The 15,041-nt window shown below is 67.4% G+C and carries 17 protein-coding genes and 1 tRNA gene; 6 read left to right on the forward strand and 12 right to left on the reverse strand.

The features are described 5' to 3' along the window. Positions 1–58 precede the first annotated feature (58 nt). Positions 59–985 (reverse strand): hypothetical protein, encoded by a 927-nt coding sequence (locus tag ABS767_RS05040; protein ID WP_408077262.1) that lies wholly within the window; start codon positions 983–985, stop codon positions 59–61. A gap of 179 nt (positions 986–1,164) precedes the next feature. On the opposite strand from ABS767_RS05040, the gene ABS767_RS05045 reads away from it, so the two are divergent. Further along, a complete protein-coding gene (locus ABS767_RS05045) occupies positions 1,165–2,253 on the forward strand; it encodes a glycosyltransferase (protein ID WP_408077263.1) in 1,089 nt (362 codons plus the stop codon). On the opposite strand, the gene ABS767_RS05050 is transcribed toward ABS767_RS05045, so the two are convergent. Then, a complete protein-coding gene (locus ABS767_RS05050; RefSeq protein WP_408077264.1) occupies positions 2,250–3,320 on the reverse strand; it encodes a CaiB/BaiF CoA transferase family protein in 1,071 nt (356 codons plus the stop codon). The genes ABS767_RS05045 and ABS767_RS05050 overlap by 4 nt on opposite strands. Before the next feature lie 75 nt (positions 3,321–3,395). Between ABS767_RS05050 and ABS767_RS05055 the strand changes: the two genes are divergently transcribed. Next, on the forward strand, positions 3,396–3,932 hold the full coding sequence (locus ABS767_RS05055; protein ID WP_408077265.1) for an NADPH-dependent FMN reductase: 537 nt from the start codon (positions 3,396–3,398) through the stop codon (positions 3,930–3,932). Between the two features lie 54 nt (positions 3,933–3,986). Then, entirely contained in the window at positions 3,987–4,583 is a 597-nt protein-coding gene (locus ABS767_RS05060; RefSeq protein WP_408077266.1) for a response regulator, read from the forward strand. Here the strand turns inward: ABS767_RS05060 and ABS767_RS05065 are convergent. From ABS767_RS05065 to argH, 5 genes are read right to left on the reverse strand one after another with little or no spacing between them, the layout of a single operon-like run. Next, positions 4,561–5,511, reverse strand: coding sequence for a CorA family divalent cation transporter (locus ABS767_RS05065; RefSeq protein WP_408077267.1), 951 nt, complete (start codon positions 5,509–5,511; stop codon positions 4,561–4,563). The two genes, ABS767_RS05060 and ABS767_RS05065, sit on opposite strands and share 23 nt — an antisense overlap. Continuing rightward, entirely contained in the window at positions 5,508–6,263 is a 756-nt protein-coding gene (locus ABS767_RS05070; RefSeq protein ID WP_408077268.1) for a precorrin-2 dehydrogenase/sirohydrochlorin ferrochelatase family protein, read from the reverse strand. The genes ABS767_RS05065 and ABS767_RS05070 overlap by 4 nt, the downstream gene beginning before the upstream one ends. Next, complete coding sequence (lysA, locus tag ABS767_RS05075) at positions 6,260–7,519, reverse strand: diaminopimelate decarboxylase (protein ID WP_408077269.1); 1,260 nt, start codon at positions 7,517–7,519, stop codon at positions 6,260–6,262. Before lysA ends, ABS767_RS05070 begins: the two co-directional genes overlap by 4 nt. An 18-nt stretch (positions 7,520–7,537) precedes the next feature. Next, positions 7,538–7,777, reverse strand: coding sequence for a hypothetical protein (locus ABS767_RS05080; RefSeq protein WP_408077270.1), 240 nt, complete (start codon positions 7,775–7,777; stop codon positions 7,538–7,540). A 2-nt stretch (positions 7,778–7,779) separates the two neighbouring features. Further along, on the reverse strand, positions 7,780–9,150 hold the full coding sequence (argH, locus tag ABS767_RS05085) for an argininosuccinate lyase (protein WP_408078654.1): 1,371 nt from the start codon (positions 9,148–9,150) through the stop codon (positions 7,780–7,782). Between the two features lie 25 nt (positions 9,151–9,175). Between argH and ABS767_RS05090 the strand changes: the two genes are divergently transcribed. Then, positions 9,176–9,754, forward strand: coding sequence for a TlpA family protein disulfide reductase (locus ABS767_RS05090; protein ID WP_408077271.1), 579 nt, complete (start codon positions 9,176–9,178; stop codon positions 9,752–9,754). Positions 9,755–9,974: 220 nt separating this feature from the next. Here the strand turns inward: ABS767_RS05090 and ABS767_RS05095 are convergent, their stop codons facing one another. Together ABS767_RS05095 and ABS767_RS05100 are read right to left on the reverse strand one after the other, a co-directional pair. Beyond that, on the reverse strand, positions 9,975–10,208 hold the full coding sequence (locus tag ABS767_RS05095; RefSeq protein ID WP_408077272.1) for a hypothetical protein: 234 nt from the start codon (positions 10,206–10,208) through the stop codon (positions 9,975–9,977). Between the two features lie 44 nt (positions 10,209–10,252). Further along, a complete protein-coding gene (locus ABS767_RS05100; protein ID WP_408077273.1) occupies positions 10,253–10,912 on the reverse strand; it encodes a uracil-DNA glycosylase in 660 nt (219 codons plus the stop codon). Positions 10,913–10,934: 22 nt separating this feature from the next. Between ABS767_RS05100 and folK the strand changes: the two genes are divergently transcribed. Both folK and ABS767_RS05110 read left to right on the forward strand, forming a co-directional pair. Further along, positions 10,935–11,408: a 2-amino-4-hydroxy-6-hydroxymethyldihydropteridine diphosphokinase gene (gene folK, locus ABS767_RS05105; protein ID WP_408077274.1), complete on the forward strand. Its 474-nt coding sequence runs from the start codon at positions 10,935–10,937 to the stop codon at positions 11,406–11,408. Between the two features lie 45 nt (positions 11,409–11,453). After that, positions 11,454–11,529: transfer RNA gene (locus ABS767_RS05110), tRNA-Lys, on the forward strand. Between the two features lie 11 nt (positions 11,530–11,540). Here the strand turns inward: ABS767_RS05110 and ABS767_RS05115 are convergent. The 3 genes from ABS767_RS05115 to ABS767_RS05125 form a co-directional block, all read right to left on the reverse strand. Next, on the reverse strand, positions 11,541–12,503 hold the full coding sequence (locus ABS767_RS05115) for a hypothetical protein (protein ID WP_408077275.1): 963 nt from the start codon (positions 12,501–12,503) through the stop codon (positions 11,541–11,543). 129 nt (positions 12,504–12,632) lie between these two features. Beyond that, positions 12,633–13,517, reverse strand: a complete 885-nt coding sequence (locus ABS767_RS05120; RefSeq protein ID WP_408077276.1) for a hypothetical protein — start codon at positions 13,515–13,517, stop codon at positions 12,633–12,635. An 85-nt stretch (positions 13,518–13,602) separates the two neighbouring features. Then, entirely contained in the window at positions 13,603–15,039 is a 1,437-nt protein-coding gene (locus ABS767_RS05125; protein WP_408077277.1) for an NAD(P)(+) transhydrogenase (Re/Si-specific) subunit beta, read from the reverse strand. Positions 15,040–15,041: the final 2 nt, after the last annotated feature.

Genomic DNA, 15,041 nt, shown 5'->3' on the forward strand with positions numbered 1-15,041 from the left:
GCCGATGCTGCGGGCAGAACGAGAAGCGCGGGGACGAGAGCGAAAGCAAAGCGGGAGATCATAATTCCTTCCTGGCAAGGCCATAGAGGCCGAAGATCGCGAACAGCACGACATGGAGGAGCAGGGTGAGCGCGGCGGTGAATGCCATCAGCTCGGACAATGCCTGCCCCTGTCCAATCATTATGATCGCGAAATTGGCGAAAAGAAGGTCCTTGTTCGGCACGAAGGGGAGGCGCGAAACGAGAAGCCTGGCCGCGGCGAGCATCAGCCACATTCCGAGCGACACGTCCGGCATGGCGAAATGCCAGGCACACGCCACAAGAAACGATCCGGCCACGATGCGCAGCGAATGAATGCCGAATATCCACCACAAGGTATTTCGGGCCAGCGAGAACACGCGCTTGGAAAAAACCAGAAACGGCACCGACATGGCGATGATGATGCCGATCGATACCAGCGCAGTCTTGTACTGCGCCGGCGTAAGCAGTTCGGTGGCGAGCGGAAGCGCCATCAGCAGCATGATCAGGGTGATGGCGTTACCCGCGATCGCGGACAGGATCGACACATCCTTGACCGCGCCAAAGGGCGCCGCAACCATCTTCGTGCGTTGGCGGGCCCAGGCATAGAAATAGGCCTCACCCGAATAGCCGAGCACGACTTCGTTCGCGATGCGCTTGCGGTGCAATGCGACCATGCCCGAAGTGGGAATGCGCCACAGCTTACGGAAAATCACATAGTCGAAGGTGGGCGGTCCGAGGTAGAAGAGCGCGAAGAAGACATAGAAGACCCAGCTATCCGGCGCCGTGCGCGACAGGCCGACCAGCCCCTTGTCGAGGAGCTCGTGCGCAAGGCCCGCGACCATCAGCAGCGAAACGGCGGCGCCGAGCAGCATCGGCCAGCGCCGGCGAATCTTCTCGATCGGCTCGAGGCCGACAAGCGCGGCGGCCTCGGGGAGCGGGGCCGGGTCGGCAACGGTCGTGTTCATCGAGGCTCGCGCTCCCGGGGGTTCAACATAGGCCAAGCAAGGACGCCCTTCTCCGGGGAACGTTGCGGTCATGTTTCACTGTGTCACGACCTGTTCTGGTTCCGCATTCCGCCCGTTGACGCCAGATTGCGGTTTCTTCGCGGGGCGATTTGGGCTTTAGCAGGGCAAGCTGCAAGACCATGCCCGATCAAACGCCCTCAGCCTCGCATATATTGAGCTTTGCCCAAACCCTCCAGGGGGGCGGTGTCGAGCGCGCGATGCTGCGCATGGCAGGCGGCTGGGCGCGTGCCGGACGGCGGGTGACGCTGGTGATCGGCGATGCGGGTGGGGCACTTTCGCACGAACTGCCCGACGGCGTTGCCGTGCGCGAGCTGCGGAGTTCGGCCTATCGCGCGCTGTTCGGCCTGCCCGCGCTGGTACGCGAGATCGCGCCGGACATCGTGTTCTGCCCGGGCAATCATTATACCAGCGCCGCCTGGTGGCTGAAGCGGCGGCTGCGCCGCGCCTGCCCTCCAATTGTCGGCAAGGTATCGAACGCCCTGGTCCGCCCCGACCTGCCGCGCGGCGCGGGTGCCGCCTATCGCGCGTGGCTGCGGATGCACCCGTCCTTCCTCGATGCCGTGGTGGCGATGACCCCGGCGATGGCCGAAGAGGCGGAGCGCGCGATGGGCATTCGCGACGCGCGGCTGCACGTCATCGCCAACCCGCCGGCGCTTCCGATCCCGGGCGCGCCGCAGCCCAAGCTTCCCGAAGGCCGCTTCATCCTCGGCGTTGGTCGCCTGGCACCGCAGAAGCGGTGGGATCGCCTGATCACCGCGATGCCGCGTCTGATCGACCCGGCGGTCAGGCTCGTGATCCTGGGGGAGGGTGAGGAGCGCGATGCGCTGGAGCGGCTGGTCGAGCGGCTTGGACTGTCGGATCGCGTATCGATGCCGGGCCATGCGCCCGATCCGCTCCCCGCCATAGCGCGGGCCAACCTCGTCGCACTCACGTCCGAGTTCGAAGGCGTGCCCGGCGTGGTGCGCGAGGCGCTGGCCGCAGGAACCCCCGTCGTCGCCACCGATTCGAGCGTGGCGATCCACGAGCTGATCGATTCGGCGGCGCGTGGATCGGTGGTGCCGCCGGGGGATCGCGCGCGGCTGGTGGGGGCGCTCAACCACTGGCTGGTGCCGGGCCGTGCCCGCCCGGAGCCGCTGGTCGAAACCGGCCCCGATCCCATCGCCACCTATCTCGCGCTGTTCGATTCGCTCGTCAAAGCCCGATCCTAGTCGTTCCAGCGACCCAGCATCTCGCCGATCGTCGCGACCTGTGCAGGTGGCGAAGCGGGTGCGCGTGGCACGAACTGCGGCGCGGTCGCTCCCCCGGCCGGACCGGTGGACAAGGGCCTGCGCGCGAGCGCGTGCGGATGCCGCGCTGCCTCCGCCAGCGACAGCACCGGCGTGACGCAGGCGGCACCGTCGGGAAAACGAGCGACCCATTCGTCCCGCGTGCGGCTGGCGAAGCGCCGGGCGAACTCGCGGGCCATCTGGGGCCACCCGGCACGGTCGAACTGCGGAATCTTGCGCGCATCGAGGCCGAGTTCGTCGCACAGGTCGGCAAAATGCGCGGGATCGATCGCGCCGACCGCGACATGCCGGTCGTCGGCGCAACGATAGCAGCGATAGAAGGGTGCGCCGCCGTCGATCAGGTTGGACTCGCGTCGGTCGAGCCAGCGCCCCGATCCGAACAGGCTCTGCGTCAGCGCCATCAGCGTACCGACGCCATCGGTCACCGCAGCGTCGACGATCCGCCCCTCGCCATTCGCCTGCGCGCCCAGGATCGCGCTGACCATGCCGAGCGCGAGGAACAGACCGCCGCCGGCATGGTCGCCGATCAGGTTGAGCGGCACGGTCGGCGCCTCAGCGGTGCCGATCGCGTGCAGCGCGCCGCTCAGCGCCAGGACATTGATGTCCCCACCGGGCCGTTCGGCCATCGGGCCGTCCAGTCCCCAGATGCTTGCCCGGCCATAGACCAGGCGCGGGTTGCGCATGCGGCACCGGTCCGGTCCCAGTCCCAGCGCCTCGGCCGAGCCGGGGGGCATCCCCTCGATCACCCCGTCGGCGCGGTCGATCAGGTCGAGCAGTTCGGACAGCGCGGCGGGGTGGCGGAAATCGAGCGTCAGTTCGCGGCGACCGCGATACAGGGTCGGCACGACGCTGCTCGCGCTCGTTCCCGGCTGGATGATGCGCACCACGTCCGCACCCAGATCGGCAAGCAGCATCGCCGCGAACGGTACCGAGCCGATCGCATCCAGTTCGACGATCCGCACGCCGGTGAGCGGTCCCGATGCCTGCACCCCTTAGTCTCCACCGCAATTTTGCCCGGCACGATCCGGGTGGCCGTATCCGCCAGTTTCGGCTAGCGCCGCACGATGAGCAAGCCGCACATTGTCGCGCTTGGCGGCACGTCCCGCCCCGAATCGACCACGGGCCGTGCGCTCGCCCGCTGTCTCGCGATCGCCGAGGAGGCAGGCGCGCGCACCACCCTGTTGACGGGGGAGGCGATCAATTTCCCACCCTATGAACTGTGCGCCCCGGTGCCGGACGGGAACATCGCGAGGTTCGTGGAGACGCTCCGCAGCGCCGATGCGGTGATCGTCGGGTCGCCCGGCTATCACGGAACCCTGTCGGGACTGGTCAAGAACGCACTCGACCATGTCGAATTGCTGCGTGGGGACGATCGCGTCTATTTCGACCGGATGCCGGTCGGCATGGTCGCGACGGCGGGCGGGTGGCAGGCGGCCGTGTCGACCATGGCGGCATTGCGCACCGTGATCCATGCTCTGCGCGGCTGGCCGACCCCGTTGGGAGTTGCGATCAACACGGGAGCGGATGGCGATCCGCTGGCCGACGCGGACCCGCAACTGCGCCTGATGGTCGAACAGGTCCTGTGGTTCCTCGATCGTTGAGATGGTTCGTCGCGAATTAACCTGATCGTGACGCCAGCCGTTTAGGCTGAGCTCATGGGCAACCGGATTCCTCACTCCGCCGAACCGCGTGGGCGCGGCACGGCCACCATCCTGGTCGTCGACGACAGCCGCACCAATCTGCACGTCATCGGAACGCGGCTGGGCGCGATGGGGTATATGGTCGTGCTCGCCGACACCGGGCGCGAGGCACTGGACCTGATCGCCGGGCGTGGCTTCGACCTAGTCCTGCTGGACATGGTCATGCCCGACCTGAGCGGGCTCGACGTGCTGGCGGAGATCCGCACTGCGCCGGATACCGCCGATCTCCCCGTCATCATGATGACCGCACTCAGCGATCCGCGTGGCGCGGTCGATGCGCTGGCAGTCGGGGCGGACGACCATGTCGCCAAGCCGTTCGATTTCGACATGCTGGGCGCGCGGATCGAGCGCACCCTCGGGCGTGCCGGGCGCATTGCCGAATTGAAGCGAACCGTTGCCGCGCTCGACGCCCGGATCGCCGCGCGTGCGATAGAACTGGGCGAAGTGCGCAGCGAACTCGCCCTCACCCTTGCCGATCGCGCGCGGCTCGCCAGTTCGATCCAGACGCTCAACGCGCAGGTCGCGGCGCTCAGCGGAACCAGTGGCGCCTGAAGAACCACAGCCCGACGCCCGCGGCGAGCGCCAGACTGAACCCGGTGACCGCCCAGAACGAACCGGCATGATGCGCGAAGGGGATGCCGTCGACATTCATCCCGAACAGTCCCGTGATGAAGGTCAGCGGAAGGAACACCATCGCCACCACCGCGATCAGCAGCGACCGCTGGTCGATGATCTCCGCGCGCAGATCGGTCAGCGTCTCGTGGATCAGTGCCGAGCGCTCGCGAATGCTCTCCAGTTCCTCCGCCATCCGCGCCGCGCGGTCAGCTGCGGCGCTGATGTGCAGCCGGTCTTCGTCGCTGAGCCACGCCACCGGCAGCCCCGCGAGCTTTTCCAGCGCCACGCGCTGGGGGTATAGAAAGCGCCGATAGCCGATCGCCTGGCGCCGCACGCGGTTGACGTTGCGGCGCAGATCGAACGCGGCGCGCGGATCGAGCTGTTCCTCGCAATCGTCGAGCGAATCGCCGAGCTGCGCGACTTCGGGATCGAGCTGCTCGGTGATCGCTCCAGCGAGCGTCGCGATCAGGTCGCCCGCGTCGCTGATCTGCCCGCCCTCGATCGCCGCGCGCGCCGCATCGAGCGCGTCGAGCGGCAAGCGCGTCACCGAAATCACCCGCGCCCCGTCGGCACGCAGCCGGATCGATGCGAGCGGATCGCTGCTCGCCATCGCCGCATGCGTCATGCCGCGCAGGTTCAGCACCGCCGCGCCGTCGATCTGGTCGCAGCGCGGTCGCGTTTCGAGTGCGGTCAGCGCGTCGATGGTGAAATGATCCAGCCCCGCGACATCGCGCAGCCAATCCTGCACCTCCTCGTTGCGCGAAGTGAGGTGTATCCAGAGGAACCCGCCGCGCGCACCGATCGCGTCATGCGGATCGAGGGCATGGGCACCGCCCTCGGCGACCTGATAGGCAAAGCCACTCATCGGACGGTTGAAACATCGACGGTGAGCCCGGGCAAGCCCGTCGGCGGGGTTTCGCACATCATGCGATCGGCATCGGCCCGCGCGCGGTCGAGGATCGCGGCGGGGACGTCGGCGCGATGGCTCACCCGGTCGGCCTGCGCGAGCAAGCGTGCGGCGCGCAGCGTCAGGTCGTCTGGGTCGGTCGAGGTGAGCCTGATCGTCTCCACCCGGTCGTTGGGCGCCTGGGGATCGGCGATCCAGCGCGCGACCGCGTCGTCATCCTGTTCCTGCAGCGGATCGAGCGGCCCGGCCAGCGCCGCGCCCAGTGCGCGCCGTCGATCCCCGCCATCGGGCCAGCGCGTGCGCATCGCATCCCGTGCCCCGGCCAGTACGTCGGCGAGGGCCCCGAGGCGCGCGGGGATCAGCGGTTCGATCCGCTGGCGCAGCGCCGCCGCAAGCCCCGCCGATGCGCCGCCGGTGCCGATCGCGATCGTCACCGGATCGCGCTCGACGATCGCGGGGAGGGTGAAGTCGCACAGATCGGGCCGGTCGGCGACGTTGAGCAGCAACCCGCGCTCCCTGAGCCGCGCGACCACCGGTTCGGGATCTTCGCACGCGACCAGCGCGATCGACGCGTTGTCCGCTTCGCCGACGATCACCGCACCGGCGCGTTCGAGCAGACGGCGCTTGGCCTCCGCCATCGCGCCGTCGCCGACCAGAATCACCGGCCGCCCGTCCAGCCGCAGGAAGACGGGCAGGCCGGAGCGTTTCACCGCACCCACTCGGGGACGCGTTCGGCCCCCATGATCGTTTCGGGCTGGATGCGGTCGGCGACCACCGCGAACCTGTCGCCCGACACCAGCACCTCGGGCACCAGCGCGCGGCTGTTGTAGGTCGACGCCATGGTCGCGCCATAGGCGCCGGCGGTGCGGAACACGCCGAGATCGCCGGACTTCACCACATCGATCTCGCGCCCCATCGCGAAGGTGTCGCCGGTCTCGCAGACGGGGCCCGCGATATTGGCGACGAACTTTTCGCCGGTGGGTTCGACCGCCTCGAACGCATGATAGGCGTCGTAGAGCGCGGGGCGGGCAAGGTCGTTCATCGCCGCGTCGACGATGACATAGGGGTGGCCTGCCGCCGGCTTGACCCAGATCACTTCGGTCACCAGCACCCCGGCGTTGCCGCAGATGAATCGGCCCGGCTCGAACATCAGCGTCACGTCCCAGTCTGCGGTCACCCGCTTGACCATCGCACCGAAATCCTCCGCGCTCGAAACCTGGTCGTCCGGCTCATAGGGAACGCCGAGTCCACCGCCGAGGTCGACATGGGTGATGGTGTGCCCGGCCGCACGCAGCTGCGCCACCAGCTCGCCGACGCGCGTATATGCCGCCTCGAGCGGGGCGAGCGTCTTGAGCTGGCTGCCGATATGAATCGCCACGCCGCGCAGGTTCATGCCCGGGCGCTGCGCCAGGCGGTCGAAAATCGCGGGCGCGCGGTCGATCGCGACCCCGAACTTGTTCTCCGCCTTGCCGGTCGAGATCTTGGCATGGGTGCCGGCATCGACATCGGGATTGACGCGCAGCACTGCGGGGGCCGACTTGCCCTGCGCATGCGCGAGATCGGCGAGCACCTCGCCTTCCTCCTCCAGCTCCAGGTTGAACTGGCCGATGCCTTCGTCCAGCCCCAGCTGAAGTTCGGCGCGGGTCTTGCCGACGCCGGAAAACACGATGTCCTCGGGCTTCATGCCTGCGGCCAGCGCGCGCTTGAGCTCGCCGCCCGACACGACATCGGCGCCATAGCCCTGCCTGGCGAGCACGCCGAGAACGGCGAGATTCGGATTGGCCTTGATCGCAAAGGCGATGTGCACGCGCGGCAGGTCGGCAAGCGCGGCTTTCAGGACCTGGGCGTGACGTTCGAGCGTAGCGGTCGAATAGACGTAGAAGGGTGTGCCGACGGCCTGCGCAATTGCGGCGATCGAAACGTCCTCGGCGTGCAGCACGCCGTTCCTGCGGTTGAAATGATCCATGATGGCTTTCGTGTGAATTCAGCTTTGGGGCGGAAGCTCGAACTCGTCGCTGCGGCGCTCCTCGGAGCTGCGCAGCACTTCGTCGCTTCGCGTCGGGCGGGTCTGGGGCGGCGGGGTCATCAGCTCTGCCGGCGTGGGCGTCGCCACCGCGCCATAGGGCGGGGGCGGCAGGCTGCTCCCCGCCTCGGGTTTGAGCTCGCCGCGGTTGCCGCAGGCGGTCAGCGTCGCTGCCGCCAGGATCAGGATCACGATCCGCATGCTCATTCTCCTCTTGCCGCGCGCGCCGCGGCGATCGCCGCGCGCACCCGGATCGGCGCGGTGCCGCCGAAGCTGGTCCGGCTTGCCACCGAAGCGTCGACGCTCAATACGCCGAAAACGCGGTCGTCGATACGGCTGTCGATCGCCTGAAGCTCGACTAGGTCGAGCTGGTCGAGCCGCACGCCCTTCGCCTCTGCTGCCGCGACCGCGCGGCCGGTGATGTGGTGCGCCTCGCGGAACGGGATGCCGCCTTCGCGCACGAGCCAGTCGGCGAGGTCGGTCGCGGTCGAGAAGCCGCTTTCGGCAAGGGCGCGCATGCGATCGGTGCGGAACGCCGCGCTTTCGACCATGCCCGTCATCGCCGCGATCGACAGCGCCAGCAGGTCATGCGCCTCGAACACCGGCGGCTTGTCGTCCTGCATGTCCTTCGAATAGGCGAGCGGCAGCCCCTTCATCGTGATCATCAGCGCGGTCAGGCAGCCGACGATGCGTCCGGCGTGCCCGCGCACCAGCTCGGCCGCATCGGGGTTGCGCTTCTGCGGCATGATCGAGCTGCCGGTCGACCATTGGTCGCTGAGCTTGACGAAGCCGAACGGCTGGCTGGCCCAGATCACGAATTCCTCCGCCAGGCGGCTGAGGTGCAGGCTGCATTGCGCCGCCGCCATCAGGTAATCGAGCGCGAAGTCGCGATCGCTCACGGCATCGAGCGAGTTGCGCGTCGGCGCGTCGAATCCCAGCGCATTTGCCGTCATCTCGCGGTCGAGCGGAAACCCTGTTCCCGCCAGTGCCGCGGACCCCAGCGGGCAGAGATTGCCGCGCGCGCGATTATCGGTGAAGCGGCTGATGTCGCGCGCGATCATCTCGACATAGGCCATCAGGTGATGCCCCAGCGTCACCGGCTGCGCGCTCTGCAGATGGGTAAAGCCCGGCATCACGCTGTCGGCATGTTCCTCCGCCCGATCAAGCAGCGCGCCCTGCAACGCGTCGAGCGCGGCCAGCACCTGGTCGGTCGCGTCGCGCACCCACAGGCGGAAATCGGTCGCGACCTGGTCGTTGCGGCTGCGCGCGGTGTGCAGCCGCCCCGCGACCGCACCGATTTTCTCGGCCAGCCGTGATTCGGTGAGCATATGGATATCTTCGAGCGCGAGATCCTCGGGCACCCCGTCGCGTTCGTAATCGGCCGCGACCGCGTCGAGCCCCTCGGAGATCGTCGCCGCGTCGTCCGCCGACACGATGCCCTGCCGGCCCAGCATCGCGACGTGCGCCTTCGATCCTGCGATATCCTGCGCCCACATTCGCTTGTCGAACGGGATCGATGCGTTAATCTCACGCATCACCGACGACGGGCCTTCGGAAAAGCGCCCGCCCCACATGGAATTGGAGCTCATCTTGCGCTCGATGATCGCGCTTCTCCTCATAACGGGCCTTGGAATTGCGGGCTGCGATAAGCCCAAGGCGCCCGAGCCGCAAGCAACCGCAACTGTCGCCGCCGATAGCGCGGCTGGGGCGGACGAGGCTTCCGACGCGCCCGAACGCATCGGCACGCTCGATCGCACCCATAAGGGCGAGGCAGCGCCCGACTTCGCCTTCCTCGACCCGGCGGGCAAGCCGGTGACGCTGGCGGCGTTCCGCGGCAAGCCGCTGTTGCTCAATCTCTGGGCCACCTGGTGTGCGCCGTGCGTGCGCGAAATGCCGACGCTCGACCGGCTGGCGGTGCGCGAGGGGGAGAAGTTGCAGGTGCTGGTGGTCAGCCAGGATCTCGAAGGGGCGGAGAAGGTGACGCCGTTCTTCGCCAAGGCGAAGTTCGCCGCTCTCCAGCCCTATCTCGATCCCGATGTGCAATTCTCGACCGGCTATGGCGTCAACCTGCCGACGACGATCCTGTACGATGCGCAGGGCAGGGAAGTGTGGCGCGTGTCGGGTGACATGGACTGGGACGGCGAGACGGCGGCGAAGTGGGTTGCCGAGGCGGGGTAAAGACGCGCGCCAAGACCGATATTCCGGCTGTCTTACCGATCCCACATCGCGCACACTGCGTCAAAGTGGTGCCGTTGTATCGGGATTCTCGGAATGAAAGCGCAAGACACTCGAACGTGGTGTCGTGAAACGGAAGAATATAGTGAGAGAGGCGGGAATTGGCGCCGAATTCACGCCTCAGCCAATTCGAATTGACCACGCGGAGGAAGGTGTTGGGTTCCTAACCTAGGCCATCCAGGTAATGCCAGTCTTCGCCAGGCGGACCGAACCGGGTCGCGACGCACTGCTCGAAGGAAATTGAGCCAACCTCATCACGATCCCCCCGCAAATAAAAGAAGATGCGGGTGCCAGACTCCCACTGCATCACCGTCGGCAGCGGTGCGCCGAAGCTCCATTTCAGTTCGCACTTCTGCCGAACGGCATGTTCTCCATAAGGATGCGCGCGATGGCTCATGGCTCAAACATGTGCCGACATGTGCTTATTAGCGCAACAACTGGCTAATGCGTGCCGCGCAGCTCCAGTGCCCGCGCGAACACCGCCTCGAACATCTCCGCCGTCAGCCGCCCGGTGTTCTGGTTGTAGCGTGAGCAGTGATAGCTATCGATCAGCATGCGGCCGTCGGGCATGCGATGCTCGGCGAGATGGCCGAAGCGGCATTTGGGGAGCTTGCCGCCCAGAATCTTGACCGCGCTCTGGTGCGCGATCTGGCCCAGCGCTACGAAGATGCGCGCATTGGGCAGGCGGTCGACTTGTGCCTCGGCGAAGGGGCGGCAGGTGCGGACCTCTTCGGGGGTCGGCTTGTTCTCGGGCGGCAGGCATTTGACCGAGTTGACGATGATCGCGCCGCGAAGCGCGAATCCGTCATCGGCGCGGTTGGCATAGGTGCCGCTGGTGAAGCCGAACTTCGCCAGCGTCGCGAACATCAGGTCGCCGGCATAGTCGCCGGTAAAGGGTCGCCCGGTGCGGTTCGCACCGTGCTTGCCGGGCGCCAGGCCGATGATGCCGAGCCATGCGTCGGTATCGCCGAACGCGGGGACCGGCGCATTCCACCAGTCGGGATATTCGGCGCGCAGCCCCTCGCGCAGCGCGACGAGGCGCGGGCAGCGCGGGCAGTCGTGCGGCGGCTCGGTCTCGGGCAACGGGCTTGGCGGGATCATGGCGCAGCGTTAGGCCCGGCGGATGGCCGCCTCAACCCCGCCCTTTCGCTATGTCGTCGCGCTGGGATCGAACCGGCGGGGACGGCACGGGTCGCCGCGCGACGAGATTGCCGCGGCGATCGGCGCGATCGGGGGGATGCTTGCCAGTTCGCCGGTGATCGAGACGCTGCCGCTTGGCCCCTCGCGCCGCCGCTTCGCCAATGCGGCGGTGCTGATTGAGAGCGCGGAGAGCCCGCCGCAACTGCTCGCGCGGCTCAAGCGGATCGAGCACGATTTCGGGCGGCGGCGCGGTCGGCGCTGGGACGCGCGGGTGATCGATCTCGACCTGGTGCTGTGGTCGGGAGGGGCATGGAGCAGCCCGGGGCTCACCATCCCCCACCCGCAGTTCCGGCTGCGCAATTTCGTGCTGCGTCCGCTCGTCCGCATCGTTCCCGACTGGCGCGATCCGCTCACCGGGCGCACCGTCCGCCAGCTCGCCGCACGGGTCCCCGGTTGACCCGTCGCGCGCCTGTCCCTAGGTGCAGCGCCTGACCCAGCATGGGGGCCCTTAGCTCAGTCGGTAGAGCAACTGACTTTTAATCAGTAGGTCGATGGTTCGAATCCATCAGGGCTCACCACCTTCAAATCTTCAGGCGGGCGCCAGCCCCATCCGCGCCACCGCCGCGAAATAGCCGCGCATCGCGTCCGCCGCGCGTTCGGTCAGCGTGATATGGGCACGGCGTCGATCGCGCGCGTCGGGTTCGCGCTCGAACAGTTCGCCCTCGTGCATCGTGCCGATCCAGCGCAGCGCGGTGGTCGGCGGCACGGCTGCGGCGATGCACAGGCTGGAGACCGAAACCCGCCGCCCCTCGAGCCGTGCGGCGTAGAGATCGAGCAGCATGTCCCAGGCGGGATCGGCGAATAATTCGGCGGAAAAATGCTGGTCGCGCAGCCGCCGCGCGCGGATCGCGGCGCGGACGATGCGGGGATCGGGGTGCGGCTCCGTCACGCCGCCGGCGCGGTACGAGCGTCCGGGATCGCGCAAGGCGTTGCGTCCGGGCTCCGCAGCGAGCTCCGTCAACACGGCGGCGAGCCGTGCAACCTCCTCGTTGAGCAGGCGCAGGCGTTCCGCCTCACGCTCGCGCGTGGCATCGTGCAGCCTCGCCGGTGTCCCGCCGACCGCAATGGACAGCGCCGCCGCATAGTCGCCGGCGTTCGGCTCGCACAGCAAAACGGCGCCGGCGTCCATCAGCGTGGCCGCGGCTGCGTCGAGGGCGTCGGCGTCGAGCAGCGCAACGATTCGGCACGTGCGATCCATGCACCATTGCGCGATCCGGGTGGATGCGTCGGCGGCGGCGTCCGCCGACAGGCCGGTCGCGTCGAACAGGATCAACTCGGCGGCGATCAGCGTGTCGAGCTTTGCCGCCAGCGCTTCGGGGGGAAGCGTGTCGAGCAGCCTGGCGCCGCCCCCCGCCAAGGCGGCGACATGCCGGTCCGCGCGGTCGGATGGCGCAACGATCACTGCGCGCGCCACGTCGGCGGCCAGCAGGATGGGTGTCAGGGGCGAACAACTGGACGACGGTGACGTGGGACCTGCGACGGCATCAGGCATGTGAAATCTCCGCTTTGGGTTGCATTGCGGATGATTTCGCGGTTCCGACGTCTTGCGTAGGCACAAGCGACTCCGTTTCCAATCCGTTTCGGTTCGATTATCTCCGGAACGGATCAAGAACGCAATGATCTAGCCGAATATGTCTTCGGCGTCCTCGAATTCATTGTCGACCAGCAGGCGCGCTGCGGTCGCGATGCTGCCCCCGCTCAATGCGACCCAGATGCCGGCAACGAGCGCCCCGCCGATCGATTGCACGACCATCATCACGCTGAATTGCCCTGCGGTCTCCATCTGCGCCTGCGCGACGACCTCGGTTGCCGCAGGATCGCCCGCGGCCGCCATCAGATCGCTGAAATAGCTGCCGAGCGCGAAGCTCGAGACCAGCAGCACCAGCACGAGCCCGATCACGCTGATCACGAACGCCGCGCCGAACAGCGTCCAGAAGTGGCCGCGGCTGAGCGTCCAGGCTTCCCCGATCACGAATTGGCGGCGGTGCAGGGTGAGCGGGAACGCAAGCGAGAAGCGGATCGTGAGAAACACGATCACCGCGAGCACCAGCAGCCCCATCACGAACATGACGAGACCGGAGAACAAGGGCGACTGGGTGCCGACCGCGACCCCGACGCTCAGCAGGCCGAACCCGAAGCCCATGATCGTCCACAAGATGACAGCGATCAGCGCGAACAGGATCAGCAGGGCCAACTGGCGCAACTCGTCCATGCCCAGCCGGAGATAGGCCATCCTGCCCGCTTCGGGACGCAGCACCGCGCGCATGGCAGCGGTGTAAAGGACAAGGCCAACCAGCGCGAGGACGAGGTTGAGCGCATAGACCGGCGCCAGCGCACCGATCGCGCCGGGATCGCCCGCCACGGTCGAATCCGTCGCAGCGGCCAGTGCCTGCTGCGTCGCCAGGAGAATGACGAGGTTCCCCACCAGATAGATGCCGGTCCACACCGCGACCGCCGCGAAGCGCTCGCGGATCAGCCCGAACGCGCCTTCCAGGATTCTTCCCACACTCACCATCGCCACTCCCCCCAAGATGGACTGGCGATGCTGTCGCGTCGGCCCGTCGATTACAAGCGCGCACGCGCGCGACCGGTCAGTCGAGCGACTTGACGATCTCCTCGACCATCTTCTTGGCGTCGGCGAGCAGCATCATCGTGTTGTCCTGGTAGAAGACGTCGTTGTCGACGCCCGCATAGCCAACGCCGCCCATGCTGCGCTTGATGAACAGCACGGTCTTGGCCTTGTTCACGTCGAACACCGGCATGCCGTAGATCGGCGAGGACTTGTCGCTCTTCGCAGCGGGATTCACCACATCGTTCGCGCCGATGATGAACGCGACATCGGTCTGGCTGAACTCGGAATTGATGTCCTCCAGCTCGAACACCTCGTCATACGGCACCTGTGCCTCGGCGAGCAGCACGTTCATATGCCCCGGCATCCGCCCCGCGACGGGGTGGATCGCGTATTTCACGCGGACGCCATGCTCTTTCAGCTTGTCGGCCATCTCGCGCAGCACGTGCTGCGCCTGCGCCACCGCCATGCCGTAGCCCGGAACGATGATGACCTGCTCGGCCTGGCTCATCAGGAAGGCGGCGTCCTCGGCGCTGCCGCGCTTCCACGGGCGGTCGGTCTTGGCCGCGCCGGCACCCGCGCCGCCGCTGTCGCCGCCGAAGCCGCCCGCGATCACGCTGATGAAGCTGCGGTTCATCGCCTTGCACATGATGTAGGACAGGATCGCGCCCGACGATCCGACCAGCGCGCCGGTGATGATCATCGCGGTATTGCCGAGCGTGAAACCCATCGCCGCCGCCGCCCAGCCCGAATAGCTGTTGAGCATCGACACGACGACCGGCATGTCCGCGCCGCCGATCGGAATGATCAGCAGGAAGCCGATCAGGAAGCTGAGCGCGAGAACGACCCAGAACACCCAGGACGGCGCATCGACCTGCGCCGTGTAGAAGGCGATCAGGCCGAGGATCGCGGCAAGCGTGCCCAAGTTGATGACATGCCGCCCCGGCAGCAGGATCGGCGCACCGCCCATGTTTCCGTTGAGCTTGAGGAAGGCGATGACCGAGCCCGAAAAGGTGATCGCGCCGATCGCCACGCCAAGGCCCAGCTCGATCCGGCTGACCGGGAGGATCAGGCCGGCATTGGGCGAACCTGCAGGAAAGATGATCCCGAATGCAGAGGGATTGAGGAATGCGGCGACGCCGACCAGCACCGCGGCGAGGCCGACCAGGCTGTGGAAGCCCGCCACCAGCTGCGGCATGTCGGTCATCGCGATCTTGCGCGCGATGACGAAGCCGACGATGCCGCCGACCGCGATCGCGCCGATAATCTCGGGCAGCGATGCGATCTCGTGCGTGACCAGCGTCGTCACCACCGCGATCAGCATACCCGCCATGCCGAAGCGGTTGCCGCGGCGGCTGGTCGCGGGCGAGGACAGGCCGCGCAGCGCGACGATGAAACAGACACCCGCGATCAGATAGGCGAGCGCGACCCAGGGGTTGAGCGGAGCGACTTCGTGCATCG

Origin of the sequence: Sphingomonas plantiphila, from assembly GCF_046000505.1 — a bacterium.
In the GTDB taxonomy this organism is placed as follows: Bacteria; Pseudomonadota; Alphaproteobacteria; order Sphingomonadales; family Sphingomonadaceae; genus Sphingomonas; species Sphingomonas plantiphila.